Origin of the sequence: Enterobacter cloacae complex sp. P2B (assembly GCF_014895985.1) — a bacterium.
GTDB lineage: Bacteria > Pseudomonadota > Gammaproteobacteria > Enterobacterales > Enterobacteriaceae > Enterobacter > Enterobacter bugandensis.
In genome coordinates, this window is the sequence record NZ_JADBQQ010000006.1 from 36,214 (window position 1) to 54,564 (window position 18,351).

Sequence of the window (18,351 nt, forward strand, 5' to 3'; positions counted from 1 at the left end):
AAGAGTAAACAATGCAGCAGTTACAGAACGTTATTGAGTCCGCTTTTGAGCGTCGCGCCGAGATCACTCCGGCAAATGTGGATACCGTGACCCGTGAAGCGGTAAACCAGGTTATTTCCCTGCTGGATTCCGGCGCCCTGCGCGTGGCAGAAAAAATCGACGGTCAGTGGGTCACTCATCAATGGCTGAAGAAGGCCGTGCTGCTCTCTTTCCGCATCAACGATAACCAGGTTATCGACGGAGCAGAAAGCCGCTACTTCGATAAAGTGCCAATGAAATTCGCGGATTACGACGAAGCGCGTTTCCAGAAAGAAGGCTTCCGCGTAGTCCCACCAGCGGCAGTTCGTCAGGGCGCATTCATCGCACGTAACACCGTGCTGATGCCATCCTATGTGAACATCGGTGCGTACGTTGACGAAGGCACCATGGTCGATACCTGGGCAACCGTCGGTTCCTGCGCGCAGATCGGTAAAAACGTTCACCTGTCCGGCGGCGTCGGCATCGGTGGCGTTCTGGAGCCACTGCAGGCTAACCCGACCATCATCGAAGACAACTGCTTCATCGGCGCGCGTTCAGAAGTGGTTGAAGGCGTGATCGTGGAAGAAGGCTCCGTGATCTCCATGGGCGTTTACATCGGCCAGAGCACCCGCATTTACGATCGCGAAACCGGCGAAGTGCACTACGGTCGCGTTCCGGCGGGCTCCGTGGTCGTTTCCGGTAACCTACCGTCAAAAGACGGTAAATACAGCCTGTACTGTGCCGTTATCGTGAAGAAAGTGGATGCGAAAACCCGCGGTAAAGTGGGCATCAACGAACTGCTGCGCACCATCGACTAATCCCCGACGCGTTGATAAACCGGGACGCGCCTGTGCGTCCCGGTATAATCATCAAAAACGTCCGTTTCCGCAGTGGCGATTGCCATTCCCTTTTTTCTCAACCCTGCGATATCCGCCGCCATACGCTGGCTCCCCAGCCAGAAAAGCCCGTCGAGAGCCGTCACGGCCAGACCCGACTCCAGCGCCAGCTTCAGTCGCTCACGCGGCGCTTTTACCTCTTTGGCGATCTGCCGGAAGGGCTCTGCAGTAAGCCCGGTGGGATCGATCCGCCGAATGCGGGTGCTCATGCGGTACTGAAAAGCCTCAGGAATCGCATTGAGATCGGCTTTCAGGCTGTAGACGCAGCCAAAGCGCTTGCCGTTAAAGATGACGTTCTTCTGGCTTAGCTGAAACTCATCGCGCAGCCCGGCGATAAGCTGAGGGGCGCGGGTCAGCACCAGTCGGAACGGCAGTTCGAAGCTGGTGACATAATCCACGTTCAGTAAGGCAATACGTAAACGCTCTTCCGCACCCGCCTTTAGCTGGCGGCACTCTGCGGCAACTTCTGCCCACTGGTGCGTGAGCCTTGGGCTCTCATCTGCGGCGCCAAAGCTGTATTTTTCGATCTGATAATCAATGCGTCCTGACATGTCATTATCCCCGCGGGCTACGCTTTCGTGCGATAACTTTGCCTCATTTCCCCGCTTTTGAATACCCGTCTCGCTCGCCTTTTCTCAGCTGAAGTAACAATGATGAATCTCTTTACAAGCAAGTTTGCCTCGTTACTTAATGCAAATTTTTTCTTTTAAAACATAGGTTTGTTGAAAAACAGGATTAACGATATTATTCGTGAACAGCAAATAATAATCTGGCCTTGCGGGCGATAAACGGGAATCGTGCAATGAGTAGTTACGGCAAAATAATTGGTGCGGGGATCGCAGGTCTGGTCACTCTGGCCGGGACGTATTTATTGGGAAAAAATAACGGCAAAGACGAAGGGATTGCTGAAGGGCAGCAGATCGCAAAAGCTGAATACGCCGAAAAGATCAAAAAACTCCAGACTGAACTGGCGGACATGACGCGCGATATCAGTAAGCGGGATGACTTTATCCTCGCGGCGTATGCGCTGGGGACATGCTGCATCAAGGCTAATGGCAAGCCCCCGGCGGAAAATATCGCCCTGCTGGATGATGCAGTGTCTGGTCTTGTTCCGCGTGAAAAGTTACCTCAAGCCGTTCAGCAGAAGATCGTCGAGATGGTCGAAACACCGCCCAATCTACCAACGGTTTGGTCACTTATAAATGAATATCAGCTTAACGATGCGAAAAGTCTGGAGAGGTTTAGCCTCATTGTTGGCATGATGGCAAGTCAGGATGAGCTAAGAACACAAAGCGAAAGTGATTTTATGGCCTCCTGGAACTTACTGGTTGCGGCCTGAGGACGACGGATGACAAATCTTAATGCACATCTCGCCAGAATGAAAAAGCTGCAACAGGTGCGGAATGCCCCTGCGCTAAAATCCGTGGCGACGGCGTCCGCCATCGAAGCTCATCTGACCGGAGAAGTCGATGCTGCATTTATAAAGGGGTGCGATACCGGCAGCATTTACCGCGAAGCGATCATGGGGGCCAACCTGACGGTCAGCAACGACGACGTTATGGCCCGCCTGGAGGTAATCTCAACGGGCAGCGCCATCGACAATATCCTCGAACCCGTGTTTCTCAGCCTGCTCGACGGCACAATGCGCGCCTGCAATATCGGCACCCGACAAGGTGTTACCCCGTCCCGCCTGTACCAGGAGTGCCGGGCGTTCAGTTACGAAGCGCCCGAAAGAAATGCCTTTATGCTGGATAGCTACAGCGAGCACTTGAACGAGCGTCAAAACATTGACCGTTTTTCTGAACAATCGTCGTTTAACGGCGGCGAAATGGCGCGCAACAACGACTCTCTGAACATGCGCGATGGTGCAAAAATGAAGGCCCGTAAAGAGAACCATTTCTCCGGTAATCTGCGCGCTGAGGATGAATATGGTAACGGCACGATCTACCAGTACAAAAAACATGCGAAAAGCGAGGGAGAGCAGAAGCAGGCTGCCGAAGTCGATCATGTCGTCTCGTGCGCCGAAGTATGCAACAACCTCAAAAGCAACAAGGCTCTGAAGCTTGATGACATCAAAAATATTCTCAATATTGACGAAAATTATGCTGTTACCAGCATGCAAAACAACCGTGGCGAGAAAACCGGTAAGTTCGCTAAAACCCGCGAAGAAATCCAGCAGGAGATCGATCAGGGCTTTGTAGTTGTCAAAAAAGGGAAAAAAGATGTCGCGCATCCGCTGACAGAAGAGGAAATCAAAACGCGGCAGGTGATGGTCGAGAAAATGGACATCGCGCAGCAAACGATGGATACCAAAACCAATGAAACCGTATTTGATAATATCCGCAAGGATCGCGACGTCCAAAAAGTTCTGGCGAAAGATGCGGCCCAGGCATCAGGTCATCAGTCGCTGGGCGATCTCATTCTCTTCATTATCAAGCCTCTTTACTATGAGCTGCGCAGCTGTTTAACGCACGGTATTGAAGCTGGCGTAGGTGCGAGCGATTTTTCGCAGGCTCTGTCGATTCGTCTTGGTCGCATGAAAGATTACATTCTCAAAAACGCTGTCGTTTTATTAAAAGATGTTGCCGTCGGTTTTATTAAAAATTTCGTGTCGATGCTGCTGGAAGGGATGGTTAACTGCTTCGTTGGCGTGTTCAAAAACATCATGCGGATGGTAAAAGAAGGCTTTAAGGTCCTGATGCAGACGGTACCGATCCTCAGGGATAAACACAGCAGTATGGCCCAAAAAGGCGATGCCATTCTTAAGCTTGTAGCAGGTTCTCTTTCCGTCTTTGCGGCTATTGGCCTTGAGTCATGGCTCAGCGGCCTTGGTCTACCAGGACCGCTTCCCATTTTACTCTCATCGGTCCTGACCGCCGTGATTACGGCGCTGGTGATGTTCCTGCTGGATAAGCTCGATCTGTTCGGCGTCAATCAGGCAATCAAAAAACAGCGGATCGACGAACTGTTGGAACAGGAAATTACCACCACGGAAAGCGAAATGCTGGCCTCCATCGCCTTACTGCGCTAGCGCTCAGATCGTCAGGTTTTGGTATTAAAATGATTTCCACTTGACGTAGTCGTTAAAAACAACAATAAACGAGTGGGGGCAATGCACCTTCCCTGCCCGGTAATTTCAGTGAAATGTAATCAGGATCGACCCCGCTTTTTTTATATATGAGGGTGGCAAAAAGGAATTTTTTCATTAATTATTCAAAGGTTATGTTGAGATAAGGGTACCGCTATGTACGATAATCTGAAAAGTCTGGGCATTACCAATCCTGATGAAATCGATCGTTACAGCCTTCGCCAGGAAGCCAACAACGACATTTTAAAAATCTATTTTCACAAGGATAAAGGAGAGTTTTTCGCCAAGAGCGTGAAGTTTAAATATCCACGCCAGCGTAAGACCGTCGTCGCTGACGGCGTAGGACAAGGGTACAAAGAGGTGCAGGAAATCAGCCCTAACCTGCGCTATGTGATCGATGAACTCGATCAGATTTGCCAGCGCGATCGCACCGAAGTCGATCTCAAGCGTAAGATCCTCGACGATCTGCGTCACCTTGAAAGCGTTGTCACCAACAAGATCAGCGAGATTGAAGCAGATCTTGAGAAATTAACGCGGAAATAAAAGCAAAACGGCAATCCCTGATTGCCGTTTTTAGTGTTTGCGCCCTCTCCCCGTGGGAGAGGGATGGGGTGAGGGCACCAGACCGCACTCAGTCATCTCTGTTCGTCCAGCTGCAACGCGACATAGAGCAGCAGCCTGTCGTCAAAGTTCCCCAAATCCAGCCCCGTCAGCTCCGAGATCCGGTTTAGCCGATACTCAAGCGTATTGCGGTGAATAAACAGCGCTTTTGAGGTCGCCAGCGGTTGCACGTTATGGCGAAACCACGCCTGCAGCGTCCGGCGCAGCAACCCATTGTTGTCCATCGCCTTCAGGCGCGCTAATGGCCGGGCCAGCTCATTGGCCTGCCAGCCGCCGCGCAGGCTGTCGAGCAGCACCGGCAGCATCAGATCCTGATAGAAATAACTGCGGCTCTCCGGCATCCGCTGCTTGCCCACCATCATGGTGGTGCGCGCGGTACGCCAGGACCGGGCGATGCTGCCCGGCCCGGTAAAGTAATTGCCCAGGGCAACGCGAAAACGCAACTGGCCGTTCTCCTGCATACGGGAAATCAGCAGTTCCACGCGACGACGATGATCTTCCGCATCCCAGCGGCCGAACGCATTGAGCGCGGGTTTGAGTACCACCATTTCCGTCAGCGAGACGATCGCCACCAGGTTGTCGCGCTCCGGCGTCGCCAGCGCATTTTGCAGCTGCTGCAGCTCGGCCATCGCGCTGTCTACGCCAAGCTGTCCGCTATCGACCTCAATCACCGCCACCACGCGCGGCTGGTTCAGATCGATCCCCAGACGCTGCGCCCATTCGCTGAGTGCAGGCGTATGTTCTTCCGCCTGAATCAGGTTCATCACCAGCTCCTCGCGTAAACGGCTGTCCTGAGCAAGCAGATGCATCAGGCGAGACTGCTCCAGCATCATTTCCGCCGTCATGCAGACCAGCTCGCCGTATTTACGCAGGGATTCCGGTTCGCCCGTCAGGCCGATGACGCCAACAATTTCCCCTTCCAGACGCAGCGGCAGGTTGATCCCCTGACGCACGCCGTGCAGGTGTTTCGCTACCGCATCATCGATATCAACCACGCGACCCTGAGAGAGCACCAGCAGGGCTCCTTCGTGCAATTCCCCAATACGCTCGCGATCGCCGCTGCCAATAATGCGCCCGCGGGCATCCATTACGTTGATATTGGTATCAATGATGCGCATGGTGCGCGCCACAATATCCTGCGCCATTTTGGTATCAAGATGCCAGCCAGCCATGTAACCCTCCTGTGAGCAGAGCTCAAGCATAGGGAAGTTCAGCAGCGACTGCATTGTGCGAATGCACAAAGTGAGAGGGGGAAGTATGGAGTTGCGGTAGGCGTCACAGAAACAAGAAAGCCCCTGCGTACAGGGGCTTAAGAGAATTACTGCATCAGCAGGTAAATTGAGGTGTCACCGCGCTGGATATTCAGCGCCAGCACGGACGGTTTGCTGTCGAGAATTTTGCGCAGTTCAGCGATGTTTTTCACCGGTTGCTGGTTAGCCCCCATGATCACATCGCCTTTTTTCAGGCCGATACGGGCAGCAGGTGAATTTGCTTTCACGTTGTTCACCACCACGCCTTTGTCCTGGCCCTTGTTACTCATCTCTGCGCCTTCAATTCCGCTGAAGATGGTGCTGGAGTCCACCTGATTCTGGCTGCTCTGCTGCAGCTCCAGGCTTACGTTAACCGGTTTGCCGTCACGCAGCAGGCCAAGGGTCACTTTGCTGCCAATTGGCATCGAGCCCACTTCCGCACGCAGGGCGGCAAAGCTGCTGATCGGTTTACCGTTCAGAGAGGTGATCACATCACCCGCTTTAATGCCCGCCTTCGCTGCAGAGGAGTTCGGCATAACCTGGCTGACGAACGCACCGCGCTGCGCATCCACCTTCATCGCTTTCGCCAGCTCGGAGTTCAGCTCGGTACCCATAATACCCAGCTCACCGCGTTTCACCTGGCCATACTGCACCATCTGAGCAGTCAGGTTTTTCACCATGTTGCTCGGAATAGCAAAGCCGATACCGATGTTGCCGCCGTCCGGTGCCAGAATAGCGGTGTTGATACCGATCAGCTCGCCGTTCAGGTTCACCAGCGCACCGCCGGAGTTACCACGGTTAATGGCCGCATCCGTCTGGATGAAGTTTTCATAGTTTTCCGCATTCAGGCCGCTACGGCCCAGCGCAGAGACAATACCGGAGGTCACGGTTTCACCCAGACCGAACGGGTTACCGATAGCGACGGTGTAATCGCCCACGCGCAGCGCATCGGAGTCGGCAATTTTAATCGCCGTCAGGTTCTTCGGATCCTGAATCTGGATCAGCGCGATGTCGGAGCGCGGATCTTTACCCACCACTTTAGCGTCGAATTTACGACCATCGCTCAGCTGTACTTTAATGGTGCTGGCGTTATCCACAACGTGGTTGTTGGTGACCACGTAGCCTTTTGCGGCATCAATAATCACACCGGAACCAAGCGCCATGAATTTCTGTTGCTGGCCGCCGCCCTGGCCGTCATCCCCTGCGCCACCGCCCTGACAGAACGGAGAACTCTGGAATGGCGAACCGTCCTGGCAGAACGGTGAATTGTCACCGAAGAACTGCTGGAAGTTACGCGGCATGCGCGGCGTATTGACGGTCGTGCTGCCCTCAACGTTAATACTCACCACCGATGGCATCACTTTTTCGAGCATCGGTGCCAGGCTTGGCATCTGCTGCGCGGTTGCTGCCGACGACGCGGTCTCGGCTGCAGTAGCAGTCAGAGGAGACAGCGCTAAACCTAAACTCAGAGCCAGTGCACTCATTGCTAATGTGGTTTTTTTCATGTTTCTCAATCTCGATTTACAGGTAACGCAAAATTGCTGTGTAACTCAGATTCATTTTATACCGCTTAGTTCCGGCCATAAGTTTATGGAAAAGGTAAAAATTTATTGGCCTTCTTTACAAAACTCCGGAATTATTCCACGGCCATGAGCTTGCGGTATTCATCCCAGGCATACAAATCGGTCATGCCGCTGATATAGTCCTGGATTAGACGGCAGCGATAATAATATTCCATCACCGGCCATTCCAGAGCGTGGCGATCCAGCTTACCCATCGCTTCGACATACGCCAGCCGATGGCGGGTAGAAAGTTTCTGATAAAGCCGGGATTCGATAGGAATGCGTCGCACGCGTTCTTTTTCCACCAGCTCGCTAAACTCCTCGACGGAGAGCTGAAGCAACGGGGAATAAATTTCCAGTAATCCACTGATTACACGGTATCCCTGCAGTTCCAGCTGTTCGACATCAGGATGGCTGAACACATGCCGCATCGCCACATGTTTATAAAGCTCAAGGAGTTGGCTGAAACTGCTGTCATCTTCCAGCAGCGCATGATTGAATTCCCCGCTAAAGATTTGCGGCAAATTATCAATAAAGCGCGAGGCGGCATACGGCACCAGTTTATTTAATGTATTGACCCGCAAATACATAAAGAACTGATCTTCCGTACTGCGGCTCAACGTATTTGAGCGCGATTTTTCCCAGGCATTTTCGACAACCTGGGCAAACAGCGATCCTTTTTCATGGGTTCCCCATGCCGCATAAAGATGCTGATAAAGCTCCTCGACGCTGAATATTCTTTTCTCAACGGCATCTTCCAGGTCAGCCACGCAATAGGAAATATCGTCGGCGGCTTCCATAATCCACGTCAATGGGAATCGGCCGTTTGGCGTCAGGGAAAGTTCTTTACGCAGCCGTTCTATATAGGCCTCTTCGGAAAGGTAATAGCCCGGTTTTTTCATTAAATAGCTGTGGGATGCGGGCGTCTCCCCCATCCACCATGCGGGACGCGTGTATTTCAAAATGCAGCCAACCTGCGCCCAGGTCAGGTTCATGCGCATCAGGGAGTGCACCAGCCGGATCCCCTGCGCGTTGCCCTCAAAGTGACAGAGATCCTGGCGCACTTTGCGCCGCAGATCGTTCAGCCCTTCTTCGCCTTCGCGCAGGCGTAAATCGCGCACGATGCAGCGGTCATCGCTGAGCGGCTGACTTGCCGCATCCGACGGATAAAGCCGTTGTTTAAACCAGTCATTAATAGCCGCCTCGCCAAAATGGCCAAAAGGCGGGTTGCCGATGTCATGCATCAGGCAGGCCATCTCAACGATGCTCTCGAAAGGCCCCGTCAGCTCATCCAGGCCATAGGTTTCCAGTAAACGCTGCTCTTTGAGGCGGCTTAAAATCTCTTTGGCAATATAACGCCCGACCTGCTGCACTTCCATGGAGTGGGTTAAGCGCGTGCGCACCGCGGCGTTACGCTCCAGCGGGAATACCTGGGTCTTTTGCTGCAGACGCCGGATGGCGGGCGAGTTAATAATCCTGCCGCGATCGCTTTCGAAGATGCGCAGGATCTCATGTTCGCTCTTTTCGCCCTGTGGCGAACGGAAACGACGGTGCCAGTTAATTTTGGTACGAAAATCGATTGGTGACATGTGCTCCCCCGCGTGAGAATGCGTTTCCCCTTAACCGCATGATAGACTATGCCTCTTAACAAGGCACATCGCGAGTAAATCTATGAAAATCGGCATTATTGGTGCAATGGAAGAAGAAGTTACGCTCCTGCGTGACAAAATTGAGAACCGTCAGACCCTCTCTCTCGGGGGTTGTGAGATCTACACCGGACAGCTGAACGGTGTTGAGGTGGCTCTGCTGAAATCAGGCATCGGTAAAGTGGCTGCTGCGCTGGGTGCGACCCTGCTGCTTGAGCGCTGCAAGCCGGACGTCATCATTAACACGGGCTCGGCGGGCGGTCTGGCACCGACGCTGAAAGTGGGCGATATCGTTGTCTCCGACGAAGCGCGTTACCACGATGCCGACGTCACCGCGTTCGGCTACGAATACGGCCAGCTTCCGGGGTGCCCGGCAGGGTTTAAAGCTGACGATAAACTGATTGCGGCGGCTGAAGCCTGCATAGCTGAGCTCAACCTCAACGCGGTACGCGGCCTGATTGTCAGCGGTGATGCGTTCATCAATGGCTCCGTCGGTCTGGCGAAAATCCGTCATAACTTCCCGCAGGCGGTTGCCGTAGAGATGGAAGCGACCGCGATTGCGCACGTTTGCCACAATTTCAGCGTACCGTTCGTGGTGGTTCGCGCCATCTCTGACGTGGCAGACCAGCAGTCTCACATCAGCTTCGACGAGTTCCTGGCCGTTGCGGCAAAACAGTCCACCGTGATGGTGGAACGCCTGGTGCAGAACCTGGCGCGTGGCTAAACGGTCTATCAGGGCGCTGGCCGCCCTGCTGCTGCTTGCACCGGCGTGGCTGTTAGCCGCGCCGCGTGTGATTACCCTTTCTCCCGCTAATACCGAACTGGCGTTTGCCGCCGGGATCACCCCCGTTGGCGTCAGCAGCTTTTCAGATTACCCCCCACAGGCGGCCGGCATTGAGCAAGTGGCCACCTGGCAAGGGATGAACCTTGAGCGCATTGTGGCGCTTAAGCCGGATCTCGTGCTGGCCTGGCGCGGCGGTAACGCCGAGCGGCAGGTTAACCAGCTCACCTCGCTTGGCATCAAGGTCATGTGGGTTGACGCGGTAAGTATTGAGCAGGTCGCTCAGGCTCTGCGCGCCCTGGCCCCTTATAGTCCTGCGCCTCAAAAAGCCGAGAGTGCGGCGAACCAGATGCTCAGCGACTATGCCGCGCTGAAAGCCCAATACGATACGCCTGTTAAAAAGCGCATCTTCCTGCAGTTCGGCAGCCAGCCGCTGTTTACTACCGGAAAAGGCTCGATTCAGAACCAGGTGCTGGAAGTGTGCGGCGGTGAAAATATCTTTGCTGCCAGCCGGGTACCGTGGCCTCAGGTGAGCCGTGAGCAGGTGCTGGCGCGCCAGCCGCAGGCCATCGTCGTGGTCGGAAATGCGGGCGAGATTCCTAAAATTAAACAATTCTGGCAGAGCCAGCTAAAAATTCCGGTGATCCCACTCAACGGTAACTGGTTTGAACGCGCCAGCCCGCGTATTATCCTCGCCGCAAAACAGCTCTGTGCCGCCCTGGCAGAGGGTCATTAACATTTGTTCGAGGATTTAACGATGCTCGTTTATTGGCTGGATATTCTTGGTACAGCCGTTTTTGCTATCTCCGGCGTCCTGCTCGCCGGAAAACTACGCATGGATCCGTTTGGCGTGCTGGTGCTTGGCGTGGTGACCGCCGTTGGCGGCGGGACAATCCGCGATATGGCGCTGGCGAATGGCCCGGTGTTTTGGGTGAAAGATCCTACCGATCTTGTGGTCGCAATGGTCACCTGTCTGTTAACCATTGTGCTGGTTCGCCAGCCCCGCCGATTACCCAAATGGATATTGCCGGTACTGGATGCCGTCGGTCTGGCCGTGTTTGTCGGTATTGGCGTCAATAAGGCGTTTAATGCGGGCACCGGCCCGATGGTGGCGATCTGCATGGGCGTGTTAACCGGCGTGGGCGGCGGCATCATTCGCGACATTCTGGCGCGTGAGGTGCCGATGATCCTGCGTACTGAAATTTACGCAACGGCCTGTATTGCGGGCGGCATTGTCCACGCGACCGCGTACTACACGTTTGCACTTCCGCTGGAAAACGCCGCGATGCTGGGGATGGTCGTGACGCTGGTGATACGTTTAGCGGCGATACGCTGGCACCTGAAGCTGCCGACGTTTGCGCTGGATGAAACTTCAAGATAGGCGTCGTTTATAAGCCCGGTGGCGCTTCGCTTACCGGGCCTACAATCCGCATTCAGGCTTAAATGCTGAACGAAGAACCACACCCGCAGGTGCTTGTTGCGTTCGGGTTGGTCACCACAAAACGCGAACCTTCCAGACCTTCGGTGTAATCCACCGAACCGCCCACCAGATACTGCAGGCTCATCGGGTCAACCACCAGCGCGACGCCCTGCTTCTCGATGGTCATATCGCCGTCGTTCACCTGATCGTCAAAGGTAAAACCGTACTGGAAGCCGCTGCAGCCACCACCAGTAATATAGACACGCAGTTTCAGATCCGGATTGTCTTCGTCGGCAATCAGGGTTTTCACTTTGTTGGCTGCTGCTTCGGTAAACTCCAGCGGCACAGCTACGTCATCACTCATCTTATGCTCCCATGAATACTGCTATTGGGTAAAATTCACCCAATTCTTTTCGTCATTATCTAATACCCTGGTAATTCATTCAAGTATTCTGCGTGGCGGCCCGCTCCGCCTCTTGTTTTGCCAGGGTACGCGCGAGGATGGTGGAGTATAGCGGTTTTCCACCCAGGAATTGGGCTAATAGTGTCGCGCCGAGACAGGTAATGATCATTGGCAAAATGAGCTGGTAATTATCCGTCATCTCCAGCACCAGCACGATGCCGGTTAACGGCGCGCGCAGGGAGGCGGCCAGCAGCGCCCCCATCCCGGCCACTGCAAAGGTGCCGGCGTCCAGATGGTAAGCGGGGAAACCTGCCTCAGCCGCCATACCAAACGCGGTGCCGAGCAGCGTTCCCAGCGCCAGCATCGGGGCAAAAATCCCGCCGGGCGCGCCGGAGGAGAAGCACAGTACCGTCGTAATGACCCTGGAGAAAAACATAAACAGCAGCAAACCCACGCTGAAATTCCCGGCTGCGGCAATGGGAATCAGCCCGAAACCGCCGCCCGCGGCATTCGGTTCGATAAAGCCGAGCACGCCACAAATGCCGCCCAGCAGGCCGCCCATCAGCACCCATTTCGTGGTATTGCCGCCGTGAACGCGCTGGAACATATCCTGAGCGCGTAAGATAAAGGTGTTAAACAGCGGGCCCACCACACCAAAAATCATGCCGAGGATCAGGTATAGCCACAGGGTGTTAACCGGTGCGTTGGTCAGTTTACCGACTTCAATCACCGCCCCTTCGCCATTAAAGATGCGAAAGACGATGCTCGACATAATGACGCCGGTAAACACCGCTTTAATGGAGATCAGGTTGTAGCGGAACTGCGCGCGCATCTCTTCGATGATGAACAAAATACCGGCCAGCGGCGCGTTAAACGCCGCAGAAAGCCCCGCCGCTGCACCGGTGGCCAGCAGCGTATGGCGCGCCTCGGCGCTGCGCATGCGGAACAGATCGCCCACCATGCGGCCGACGTTCCCCCCCAGCTGCACCGTTGGCCCTTCCCGGCCGAGCACCATCCCTGCGCCCAGCGTCCCCATGCCGCCAATAAACTTAACCGGGATCACCCGCCACCAGCGCACCGGGCGCAGCTCCTCCAGCGCGCCTTCAATTTCCGGGATGCCAGACCCGCCCGCCTCCGGGGCGAATTTACGCACCAGAAAATACCCCACCATGGCAAACAGCGCAGACAGGCCGAATGCCGCTACCCAGACCAGCCATTCACGATCGGCAAAACCGGCTACGGTACCCACTCGCCAGTTGAGTACGGCGTTAACCACTTTTTCAAACGCCACGCCAACCAGCCCTGCAAGGGTACCCACCACCGCAGCGGCCAGCAGGATCGCCAGCGGCGTTTTATCGCGATTGAGCAGCCGCCGAATGCTGATTCGGTGCTGGACGCGCGTAAACTGTTGTTCTTCAAAAGACGGGGAATCTGATTTCATGTCCTGTTCTTATTCATCATACAAAAAGCCGCGAAGATTTTACCAGAGACCTTCCCTGCGACGCCTGAAAAATACTTAACAAATCTTAAAGCATTAACAGGCTAAAAATTTCATAACCTTCTGCGGATCACTTAGAATAGTGTGCTTAATCATTTTATACGAACCAGGAACGACGCCATGAGCAAGTCTGAAAACCTCTACAGTGCAGCCCGCGAGCTAATCCCCGGTGGCGTGAACTCGCCAGTACGCGCCTTTACCGGCGTGGGCGGCACGCCGCTGTTTATTGAACGTGCTGACGGCGCGTATCTGTATGATGTCGATGGCAAAGCCTATATCGATTACGTCGGTTCCTGGGGGCCGATGGTTCTCGGACATAACCATCCCGCCATTCGTAACGCGGTCATCGAAGCCGCGCAGCGCGGCCTGAGCTTCGGTGCGCCGACCGAGATGGAAGTGAAAATGGCGGAGCTGGTTACCGAACTGGTGCCGACCATGGACATGGTGCGTATGGTGAACTCCGGTACCGAAGCCACCATGAGTGCCATCCGTCTGGCGCGCGGCTTTACCGGTCGCGACAAAATCATCAAATTCGAAGGCTGCTACCACGGCCATGCGGACTGCCTGCTGGTGAAAGCGGGCTCCGGCGCGCTGACCCTCGGCCAGCCAAACTCGCCTGGCGTACCTGCTGATTTCGCGAAGCACACCCTGACCTGCACCTACAACGATCTGAACACCGTTCGCGCGGCGTTCGAGCAGTATCCGCAGGAGATCGCCTGCATTATCGTTGAACCGGTTGCGGGCAACATGAACTGCATCCCGCCGCAGCCTGACTTCCTGCCGGGCCTGCGCGCGCTGTGCGATGAGTTCGGCGCGCTGCTGATCATCGATGAAGTGATGACCGGCTTCCGCGTGGCACTGGCGGGCGCCCAGTCTTATTATGAGGTTGAGCCGGACCTGACCTGCCTCGGCAAAATCATCGGCGGCGGCATGCCGGTCGGTGCTTTCGGCGGTCGTAAGGACGTGATGGAAGCCCTGGCGCCAACCGGCCCGGTTTACCAGGCGGGCACGCTATCCGGTAACCCAATTGCCATGGCTGCAGGCTTCGCCTGTCTGACCGAAGTGGCGCAGCCGGGTATTCATGAAACCCTGACGGACCGTACCACGCAGTTGGCAAACGGTCTGCTGGAAGCCGCAGAAGAAGCGGGAATTCCGCTGGTTGTTAACCACGTGGGCGGCATGTTCGGGATTTTCTTCACCGATGCGAAAACCGTGACCCGCTATCAGGACGTGGTGAAGTGCGACGTTGAGCGTTTCAAGCGCTTCTTCCACCTGATGCTGGAAGAAGGCGTGTACCTGGCACCGTCCGCGTTCGAAGCGGGCTTTATGTCCGTGGCGCACAGCGAAGAAGATATCAATAACACCATCGACGCGGCGCGTAAGGTGTTTGCGAAGCTTTAAGGGCCTTGCCGGGTGGCGCTAACGCTTACCCGGCCTACGATGTTCTCCCTCTCCCCGTGGGAGAGGGTATCAGGCCGCACCTGACTACCGACTCTGCTTTCTCAACAGATAGATAAAGTAAGGCGCACCGATAAAGGTCGACAGCAGGCCCGCCGGGATCTGATACGGGAACAGCACCATCCTTCCACACCAGTCGGCAAACACCAGAATGACCCCGCCCGTCAGGGCCGACATCACAATATGTGGCATCGTCCGTCGGAAACCCATCATTCTGGCGATATGCGGCGCCATCAACCCTACAAAGCTTAGTGGACCGATGGTCATGGTGGCGGTTGCCGTCAGACACGCCGCCAGCAGAAGAAGCGCGACGCGCGTTGGCGTCAGCGCTAAGCCAACCGCACGCGCGGTTTCGCCCCCCAGCGGCAGAATGGTCATCCATCGACGGCACAGCGGTACCATCGCCAGCAGCACGATCATAACGCTTCCTGACCAGGCAACCTGGCTGGCGGTGGCGTTGTACGTTGAGCCGGAAATCCAGGTCAGGATCTTCGCCATGCGCGGATCGCCGCTCGCCTGCAGCATCATCAGCAGCATAGTAAAGGCGGTGCTGAGCGCCATACCGGCCAGCAGCATGCGGTGCGGAGAAAATCCACCGCGGCCAGAGGCAACCAGAATAATCATCAGCGTGGCCGCCGCACCGATACTCCCGGCAGGCATCAGCCAGCCAAACGCATTGCCCGGCACCAGGAAGAGCATCAGCACCACGCCAAAGGCCGCGCCGGAACTGATCCCCAGCACTTCAGGGCTTGCCATCGGGTTACCGGTCAGACGCTGAATAATACAGCCCGCCACCGCCAGCATCACCCCGGCAATCAGCGCGGAGAGAATACGCGGCCAGCGCCACTGCAGCAGTTCGTTGAGTAAGTCACCCGTTGCCCAGTGCCAGCCTGCGGCATCGCGCCCAAACGCGAGGGCGGCAAACGAGGCGATAAGCAACACCGCCAGACCGGCAAGGCTGAACCACAGCACCGACTGACGTTCAGCGTAGACCTTATCGCCCGCGTCCATCGCTGGGGCGCTGATGCTGCGCAGGCGCGGGAGCAGCCACAGCAGTAGCGGTGCACCGATAAGCGCCGTTGCCGACCCGGTAGACACTTCCATCCAGACGCGCGCCAGCCAGAGAATGATCTGATCGGAAAGCCAGAGGATCAGCGCCCCGATCAGCGGCGCCAGCAGCAGACGTGCCAGAAGGCGACGCGCCCCGAGCATTTTTGCCAGCAGCGGCGCAAAGAGGCCGATAAACCCGATGATGCCAACCGCGTTAACCAGCAGAGCGCTTAACACAATCGCCAGCGTGAGCGCCGCCAGACGAGCCAGCGACAGCGCCAGCCCCAGGTTGCGCGCCACGCCATCATCCAGCCCCATCAGAGTGAGCGGGCGAAGCAGCAGCAGCGTGAGCACCACGCCGCCAAACAATTGTGGCCACAGGCGCTGGACGATACTCCAGTCGGTCTGGGTGAGCGTGCCGGTGCTCCACATAAACATGCTTTGCAGCTGGTCGTGGTGAAACAGCACCAGCAGCTGGTTGATCGCACCGCAGTAGAGGCTGACGACCAGCCCGGCGAGGATCAGCGTGACCGGCGAGAGACGTTTTCCCCAGGCCACGCCAAAGACCAGCGCGCCCACGACGCAGGCACCTGCCAGCGCGGCAAACTGCGAGGTTAATGCCCCCGGCAGCGTCCAGAGGGTGGTGATAGTGATCCCCAGCTGTGCACCCGTCGCCACGCCCAGCGTGGTTGGCTCCGCCAGCGGGTTACGCAGCACCTGCTGGAACAGCACGCCCACCAGCCCCAGCCCCGCCCCGACCAGCAGGGAGATGCTAAGACGCGGCAGCAGGCCGTAGTGGAACAACATCTGCTGAATATTGTCGATATCCGGAGCGGCAAACGCGGCCGCCCACTGCTCGCGCGGCAGTGCCGTGGAGAGGTTGAACCCGGTTAGCGCCAGCGCCGCCAGAAAAATCAGCCCCAGCAGCAGCGCCGGGAAACGGGCAATACGCGTACTCATGCTTTGCCCCCCATCACGTTGTCCAGCACGCGGGCAAAGTGCATTGCCGACAGCGTCGCGCCGTAAAACCATACCGCAGGGGCGCGCAGGAAGCGCTGCTCGCGCACGAACGGCATCGCCTGCCAGAGCGGGGTCGCCATCAGGGTTTGCATTTCACGCTCGTTGCCGTGGTCAAAGCACAGCACGTCGACGTCGCGAAACGCCGCCAGGCGGTCGATGCCCACGGCGGTGCTTCCCCAGAACGTCATCTCGCCTTCCCAGGCGTTGCGAATGCCGAAGTTGTCGAGCACTTCCTGGAACAGGCAGTTCTTTCCAAAGACCAGCATATGGCGGGCATCCAGCAGCGTCACCATCAGCAATGGCCGATCGCCACGGCGGGCAAAGCGCGGCTTAAGAGACTCAATCAGCGCGTCAAACTCATCGAGATGCTGTTTTGCTTCCGCTTCCCGGTTGAGGAACTGGGCCATCTCGTGGATGGAATTTTTTGCCATGGTCAGCGGCTTTTTACCGTCGCTAAAGGAAAAGCCTCGTCCCGGCGCAATCTTCGCCATGATCTCTTCCGACGGGCCATACCCCGCAGACCAGAATAAATAAGACGGTTTCATCTGCGTGAGAAGCTCAAGGTTTGGCTCCGTGCGCAGACCGATGTCGATGACCGATTCCGGCAGTTTTGGCTCATTCACCCACAGGGTGTAGTTGGGAATGTCGGCCACGCCGTAGGGCGTGATACCCAGGGCCATCATCAGCTCGACGGGTAACCACTCCAGCGCCACGATGCGGTGCGGATCGATAGCGGCGGCGCGGGCCGGGGCCATCTTCAACAGCAGCGGCGAGAGCGCCATGGCCGTCAGCAGGCGACGGCGGCTAATGTATGTTGAATCCAGCATCAGTAGACAAAGCTCACGGGAGCAGCCCCGGCCGGGTGAGGCAAAATACCCATCGGAATACCGTAAATATGTTCCAGCGTTTCGCTGCGCATCAGCTCAGACGGCGTGCCCTGAGCGATCATTTCACCGCCGCGCAGCGCGACGAGGTAGTCACAGTAGCGCGCCGCCATGTTGATATCGTGCAGGACAGCGATCACCGTCAGGCCGCGCTGCTGGCTTAAGCGATGCACCAGCGCCAGCACGTCGACCTGATGGGCGATATCCAGCGCAGAGGTCGGTTCATCCAGCAGCAGGCAGCGGCTGTCCTGCGCCACCAGCATCGCAATCCACGCCCGCTGACGTTCACCGCCGGACAGACTATCCACCAGGCGATGCGCCAGCGGTTTTAGCCCTACCAGCGCAATCGCCTCTTCTACTTTCTCCCGGTCGGCGACGCCGAAGCGGCCAAGCGCCCCGTGCCACGGATAGCGGCCAATCGCTACCAGCTCACGCACCGTCATCCCTTCCGCCTGCGGCAGCTGCTGCGGCAAGTAGGCCACCTTGCGGGCAAAGGCTTTACTGCTCCAGCCCTCCAGCGGCCGATCGTCCAGCAGAATATCCCCTTCAGAAGGTGGCTGGTGGCGTCCCAGCATCTTGAGCAGCGTGGATTTACCGGAACCGTTGTGGCCAATCAGGCCCGTCACTTTACCGGCAGGGAACGACAGAGAGAGCGGATGCAGCAGGGTGCGCCCGGGTACGCGAAAGGAGAGATTATTGAGCGTAAAGGTGGTGTCGGATTGCGTTTTATTATCCTGCATGTCAGCCAACTTAAAT

17 protein-coding genes are annotated in these 18,351 nt (G+C 56.4%); 8 read left to right on the forward strand and 9 right to left on the reverse strand.

Annotated elements, in window-relative coordinates:
- Positions 1 to 11 precede the first annotated feature (11 nt).
- Positions 12 to 836: a 2,3,4,5-tetrahydropyridine-2,6-dicarboxylate N-succinyltransferase gene (gene dapD / locus IM313_RS05410; RefSeq protein WP_008501915.1), complete on the forward strand. Its 825-nt coding sequence runs from the start codon at positions 12 to 14 to the stop codon at positions 834 to 836.
- Here dapD and IM313_RS05415 read toward each other — a convergent pair.
- Entirely contained in the window at positions 833 to 1,465 is a 633-nt protein-coding gene (locus IM313_RS05415; protein WP_041911197.1) for a DNA-binding protein, read from the reverse strand. The genes dapD and IM313_RS05415 overlap by 4 nt on opposite strands.
- 251 nt (positions 1,466 to 1,716) lie before the next feature.
- Between IM313_RS05415 and IM313_RS05420 the strand changes: the two genes are divergently transcribed.
- The 3 genes from IM313_RS05420 to IM313_RS05430 all read left to right on the forward strand — a co-directional run bounded on the left by IM313_RS05420 (position 1,717) and on the right by IM313_RS05430 (position 4,545).
- Entirely contained in the window at positions 1,717 to 2,253 is a 537-nt protein-coding gene (locus IM313_RS05420) for a hypothetical protein (RefSeq protein WP_192971625.1), read from the forward strand.
- Between the two features lie 9 nt (positions 2,254 to 2,262).
- Positions 2,263 to 3,945, forward strand: coding sequence for a hypothetical protein (locus IM313_RS05425; protein WP_192971624.1), 1,683 nt, complete (start codon positions 2,263 to 2,265; stop codon positions 3,943 to 3,945).
- A gap of 213 nt (positions 3,946 to 4,158) precedes the next feature.
- Positions 4,159 to 4,545 carry a DUF3461 family protein gene (locus tag IM313_RS05430; protein ID WP_014168696.1) on the forward strand — a complete coding sequence of 129 codons (387 nt, stop codon included), beginning with the start codon at positions 4,159 to 4,161 and terminating at the stop codon, positions 4,543 to 4,545.
- 92 nt (positions 4,546 to 4,637) lie between these two features.
- Here the strand turns inward: IM313_RS05430 and cdaR are convergent, their stop codons facing one another.
- The 3 genes from cdaR to dgt form a co-directional block, all read right to left on the reverse strand.
- A complete protein-coding gene (gene cdaR, locus IM313_RS05435) occupies positions 4,638 to 5,795 on the reverse strand; it encodes a DNA-binding transcriptional regulator CdaR (protein ID WP_032644978.1) in 1,158 nt (385 codons plus the stop codon).
- Positions 5,796 to 5,941: 146 nt separating this feature from the next.
- Positions 5,942 to 7,378 carry a serine endoprotease DegP gene (gene degP, locus IM313_RS05440; protein ID WP_028015572.1) on the reverse strand — a complete coding sequence of 479 codons (1,437 nt, stop codon included), beginning with the start codon at positions 7,376 to 7,378 and terminating at the stop codon, positions 5,942 to 5,944.
- Positions 7,379 to 7,509: 131 nt separating this feature from the next.
- Positions 7,510 to 9,024 carry a dGTPase gene (gene dgt, locus IM313_RS05445; protein ID WP_028015571.1) on the reverse strand — a complete coding sequence of 505 codons (1,515 nt, stop codon included), beginning with the start codon at positions 9,022 to 9,024 and terminating at the stop codon, positions 7,510 to 7,512.
- An 82-nt stretch (positions 9,025 to 9,106) separates the two neighbouring features.
- Between dgt and mtnN the strand changes: the two genes are divergently transcribed.
- The 3 genes from mtnN to IM313_RS05460 are packed head-to-tail and all read left to right on the forward strand — an operon-like array spanning position 9,107 to position 11,243.
- On the forward strand, positions 9,107 to 9,805 hold the full coding sequence (mtnN, locus tag IM313_RS05450; protein ID WP_028015570.1) for a 5'-methylthioadenosine/S-adenosylhomocysteine nucleosidase: 699 nt from the start codon (positions 9,107 to 9,109) through the stop codon (positions 9,803 to 9,805).
- Positions 9,798 to 10,598, forward strand: coding sequence for a vitamin B12 ABC transporter substrate-binding protein BtuF (btuF, locus tag IM313_RS05455; RefSeq protein WP_192971623.1), 801 nt, complete (start codon positions 9,798 to 9,800; stop codon positions 10,596 to 10,598). Before mtnN ends, btuF begins: the two co-directional genes overlap by 8 nt.
- Before the next feature lie 21 nt (positions 10,599 to 10,619).
- Positions 10,620 to 11,243, forward strand: a complete 624-nt coding sequence (locus IM313_RS05460) for a TRIC cation channel family protein (RefSeq protein ID WP_028015568.1) — start codon at positions 10,620 to 10,622, stop codon at positions 11,241 to 11,243.
- 58 nt (positions 11,244 to 11,301) lie between these two features.
- Here the strand turns inward: IM313_RS05460 and erpA are convergent, their stop codons facing one another.
- Positions 11,302 to 11,646 carry an iron-sulfur cluster insertion protein ErpA gene (gene erpA / locus IM313_RS05465; protein ID WP_008501923.1) on the reverse strand — a complete coding sequence of 115 codons (345 nt, stop codon included), beginning with the start codon at positions 11,644 to 11,646 and terminating at the stop codon, positions 11,302 to 11,304.
- Between the two features lie 79 nt (positions 11,647 to 11,725).
- Positions 11,726 to 13,126 carry a H(+)/Cl(-) exchange transporter ClcA gene (gene clcA, locus IM313_RS05470; RefSeq protein ID WP_192971622.1) on the reverse strand — a complete coding sequence of 467 codons (1,401 nt, stop codon included), beginning with the start codon at positions 13,124 to 13,126 and terminating at the stop codon, positions 11,726 to 11,728.
- Between the two features lie 177 nt (positions 13,127 to 13,303).
- On the opposite strand from clcA, the gene hemL reads away from it, so the two are divergent.
- Complete coding sequence (gene hemL / locus IM313_RS05475; protein WP_041911201.1) at positions 13,304 to 14,584, forward strand: glutamate-1-semialdehyde 2,1-aminomutase; 1,281 nt, start codon at positions 13,304 to 13,306, stop codon at positions 14,582 to 14,584.
- An 84-nt stretch (positions 14,585 to 14,668) separates the two neighbouring features.
- Here hemL and fhuB read toward each other — a convergent pair whose 3' ends face one another.
- Genes fhuB through fhuC form a run of 3 tightly spaced genes read right to left on the reverse strand, consistent with a single transcriptional unit; the run spans position 14,669 to position 18,335 of the window.
- Positions 14,669 to 16,651, reverse strand: a complete 1,983-nt coding sequence (gene fhuB, locus IM313_RS05480; RefSeq protein WP_192971621.1) for a Fe(3+)-hydroxamate ABC transporter permease FhuB — start codon at positions 16,649 to 16,651, stop codon at positions 14,669 to 14,671.
- Positions 16,648 to 17,538: a Fe(3+)-hydroxamate ABC transporter substrate-binding protein FhuD gene (gene fhuD, locus IM313_RS05485; RefSeq protein ID WP_126326324.1), complete on the reverse strand. Its 891-nt coding sequence runs from the start codon at positions 17,536 to 17,538 to the stop codon at positions 16,648 to 16,650. The genes fhuB and fhuD overlap by 4 nt, the downstream gene beginning before the upstream one ends.
- Positions 17,538 to 18,335 carry a Fe3+-hydroxamate ABC transporter ATP-binding protein FhuC gene (fhuC, locus tag IM313_RS05490; protein WP_048961424.1) on the reverse strand — a complete coding sequence of 266 codons (798 nt, stop codon included), beginning with the start codon at positions 18,333 to 18,335 and terminating at the stop codon, positions 17,538 to 17,540. The genes fhuD and fhuC overlap by 1 nt, the downstream gene beginning before the upstream one ends.
- Positions 18,336 to 18,351: the final 16 nt, after the last annotated feature.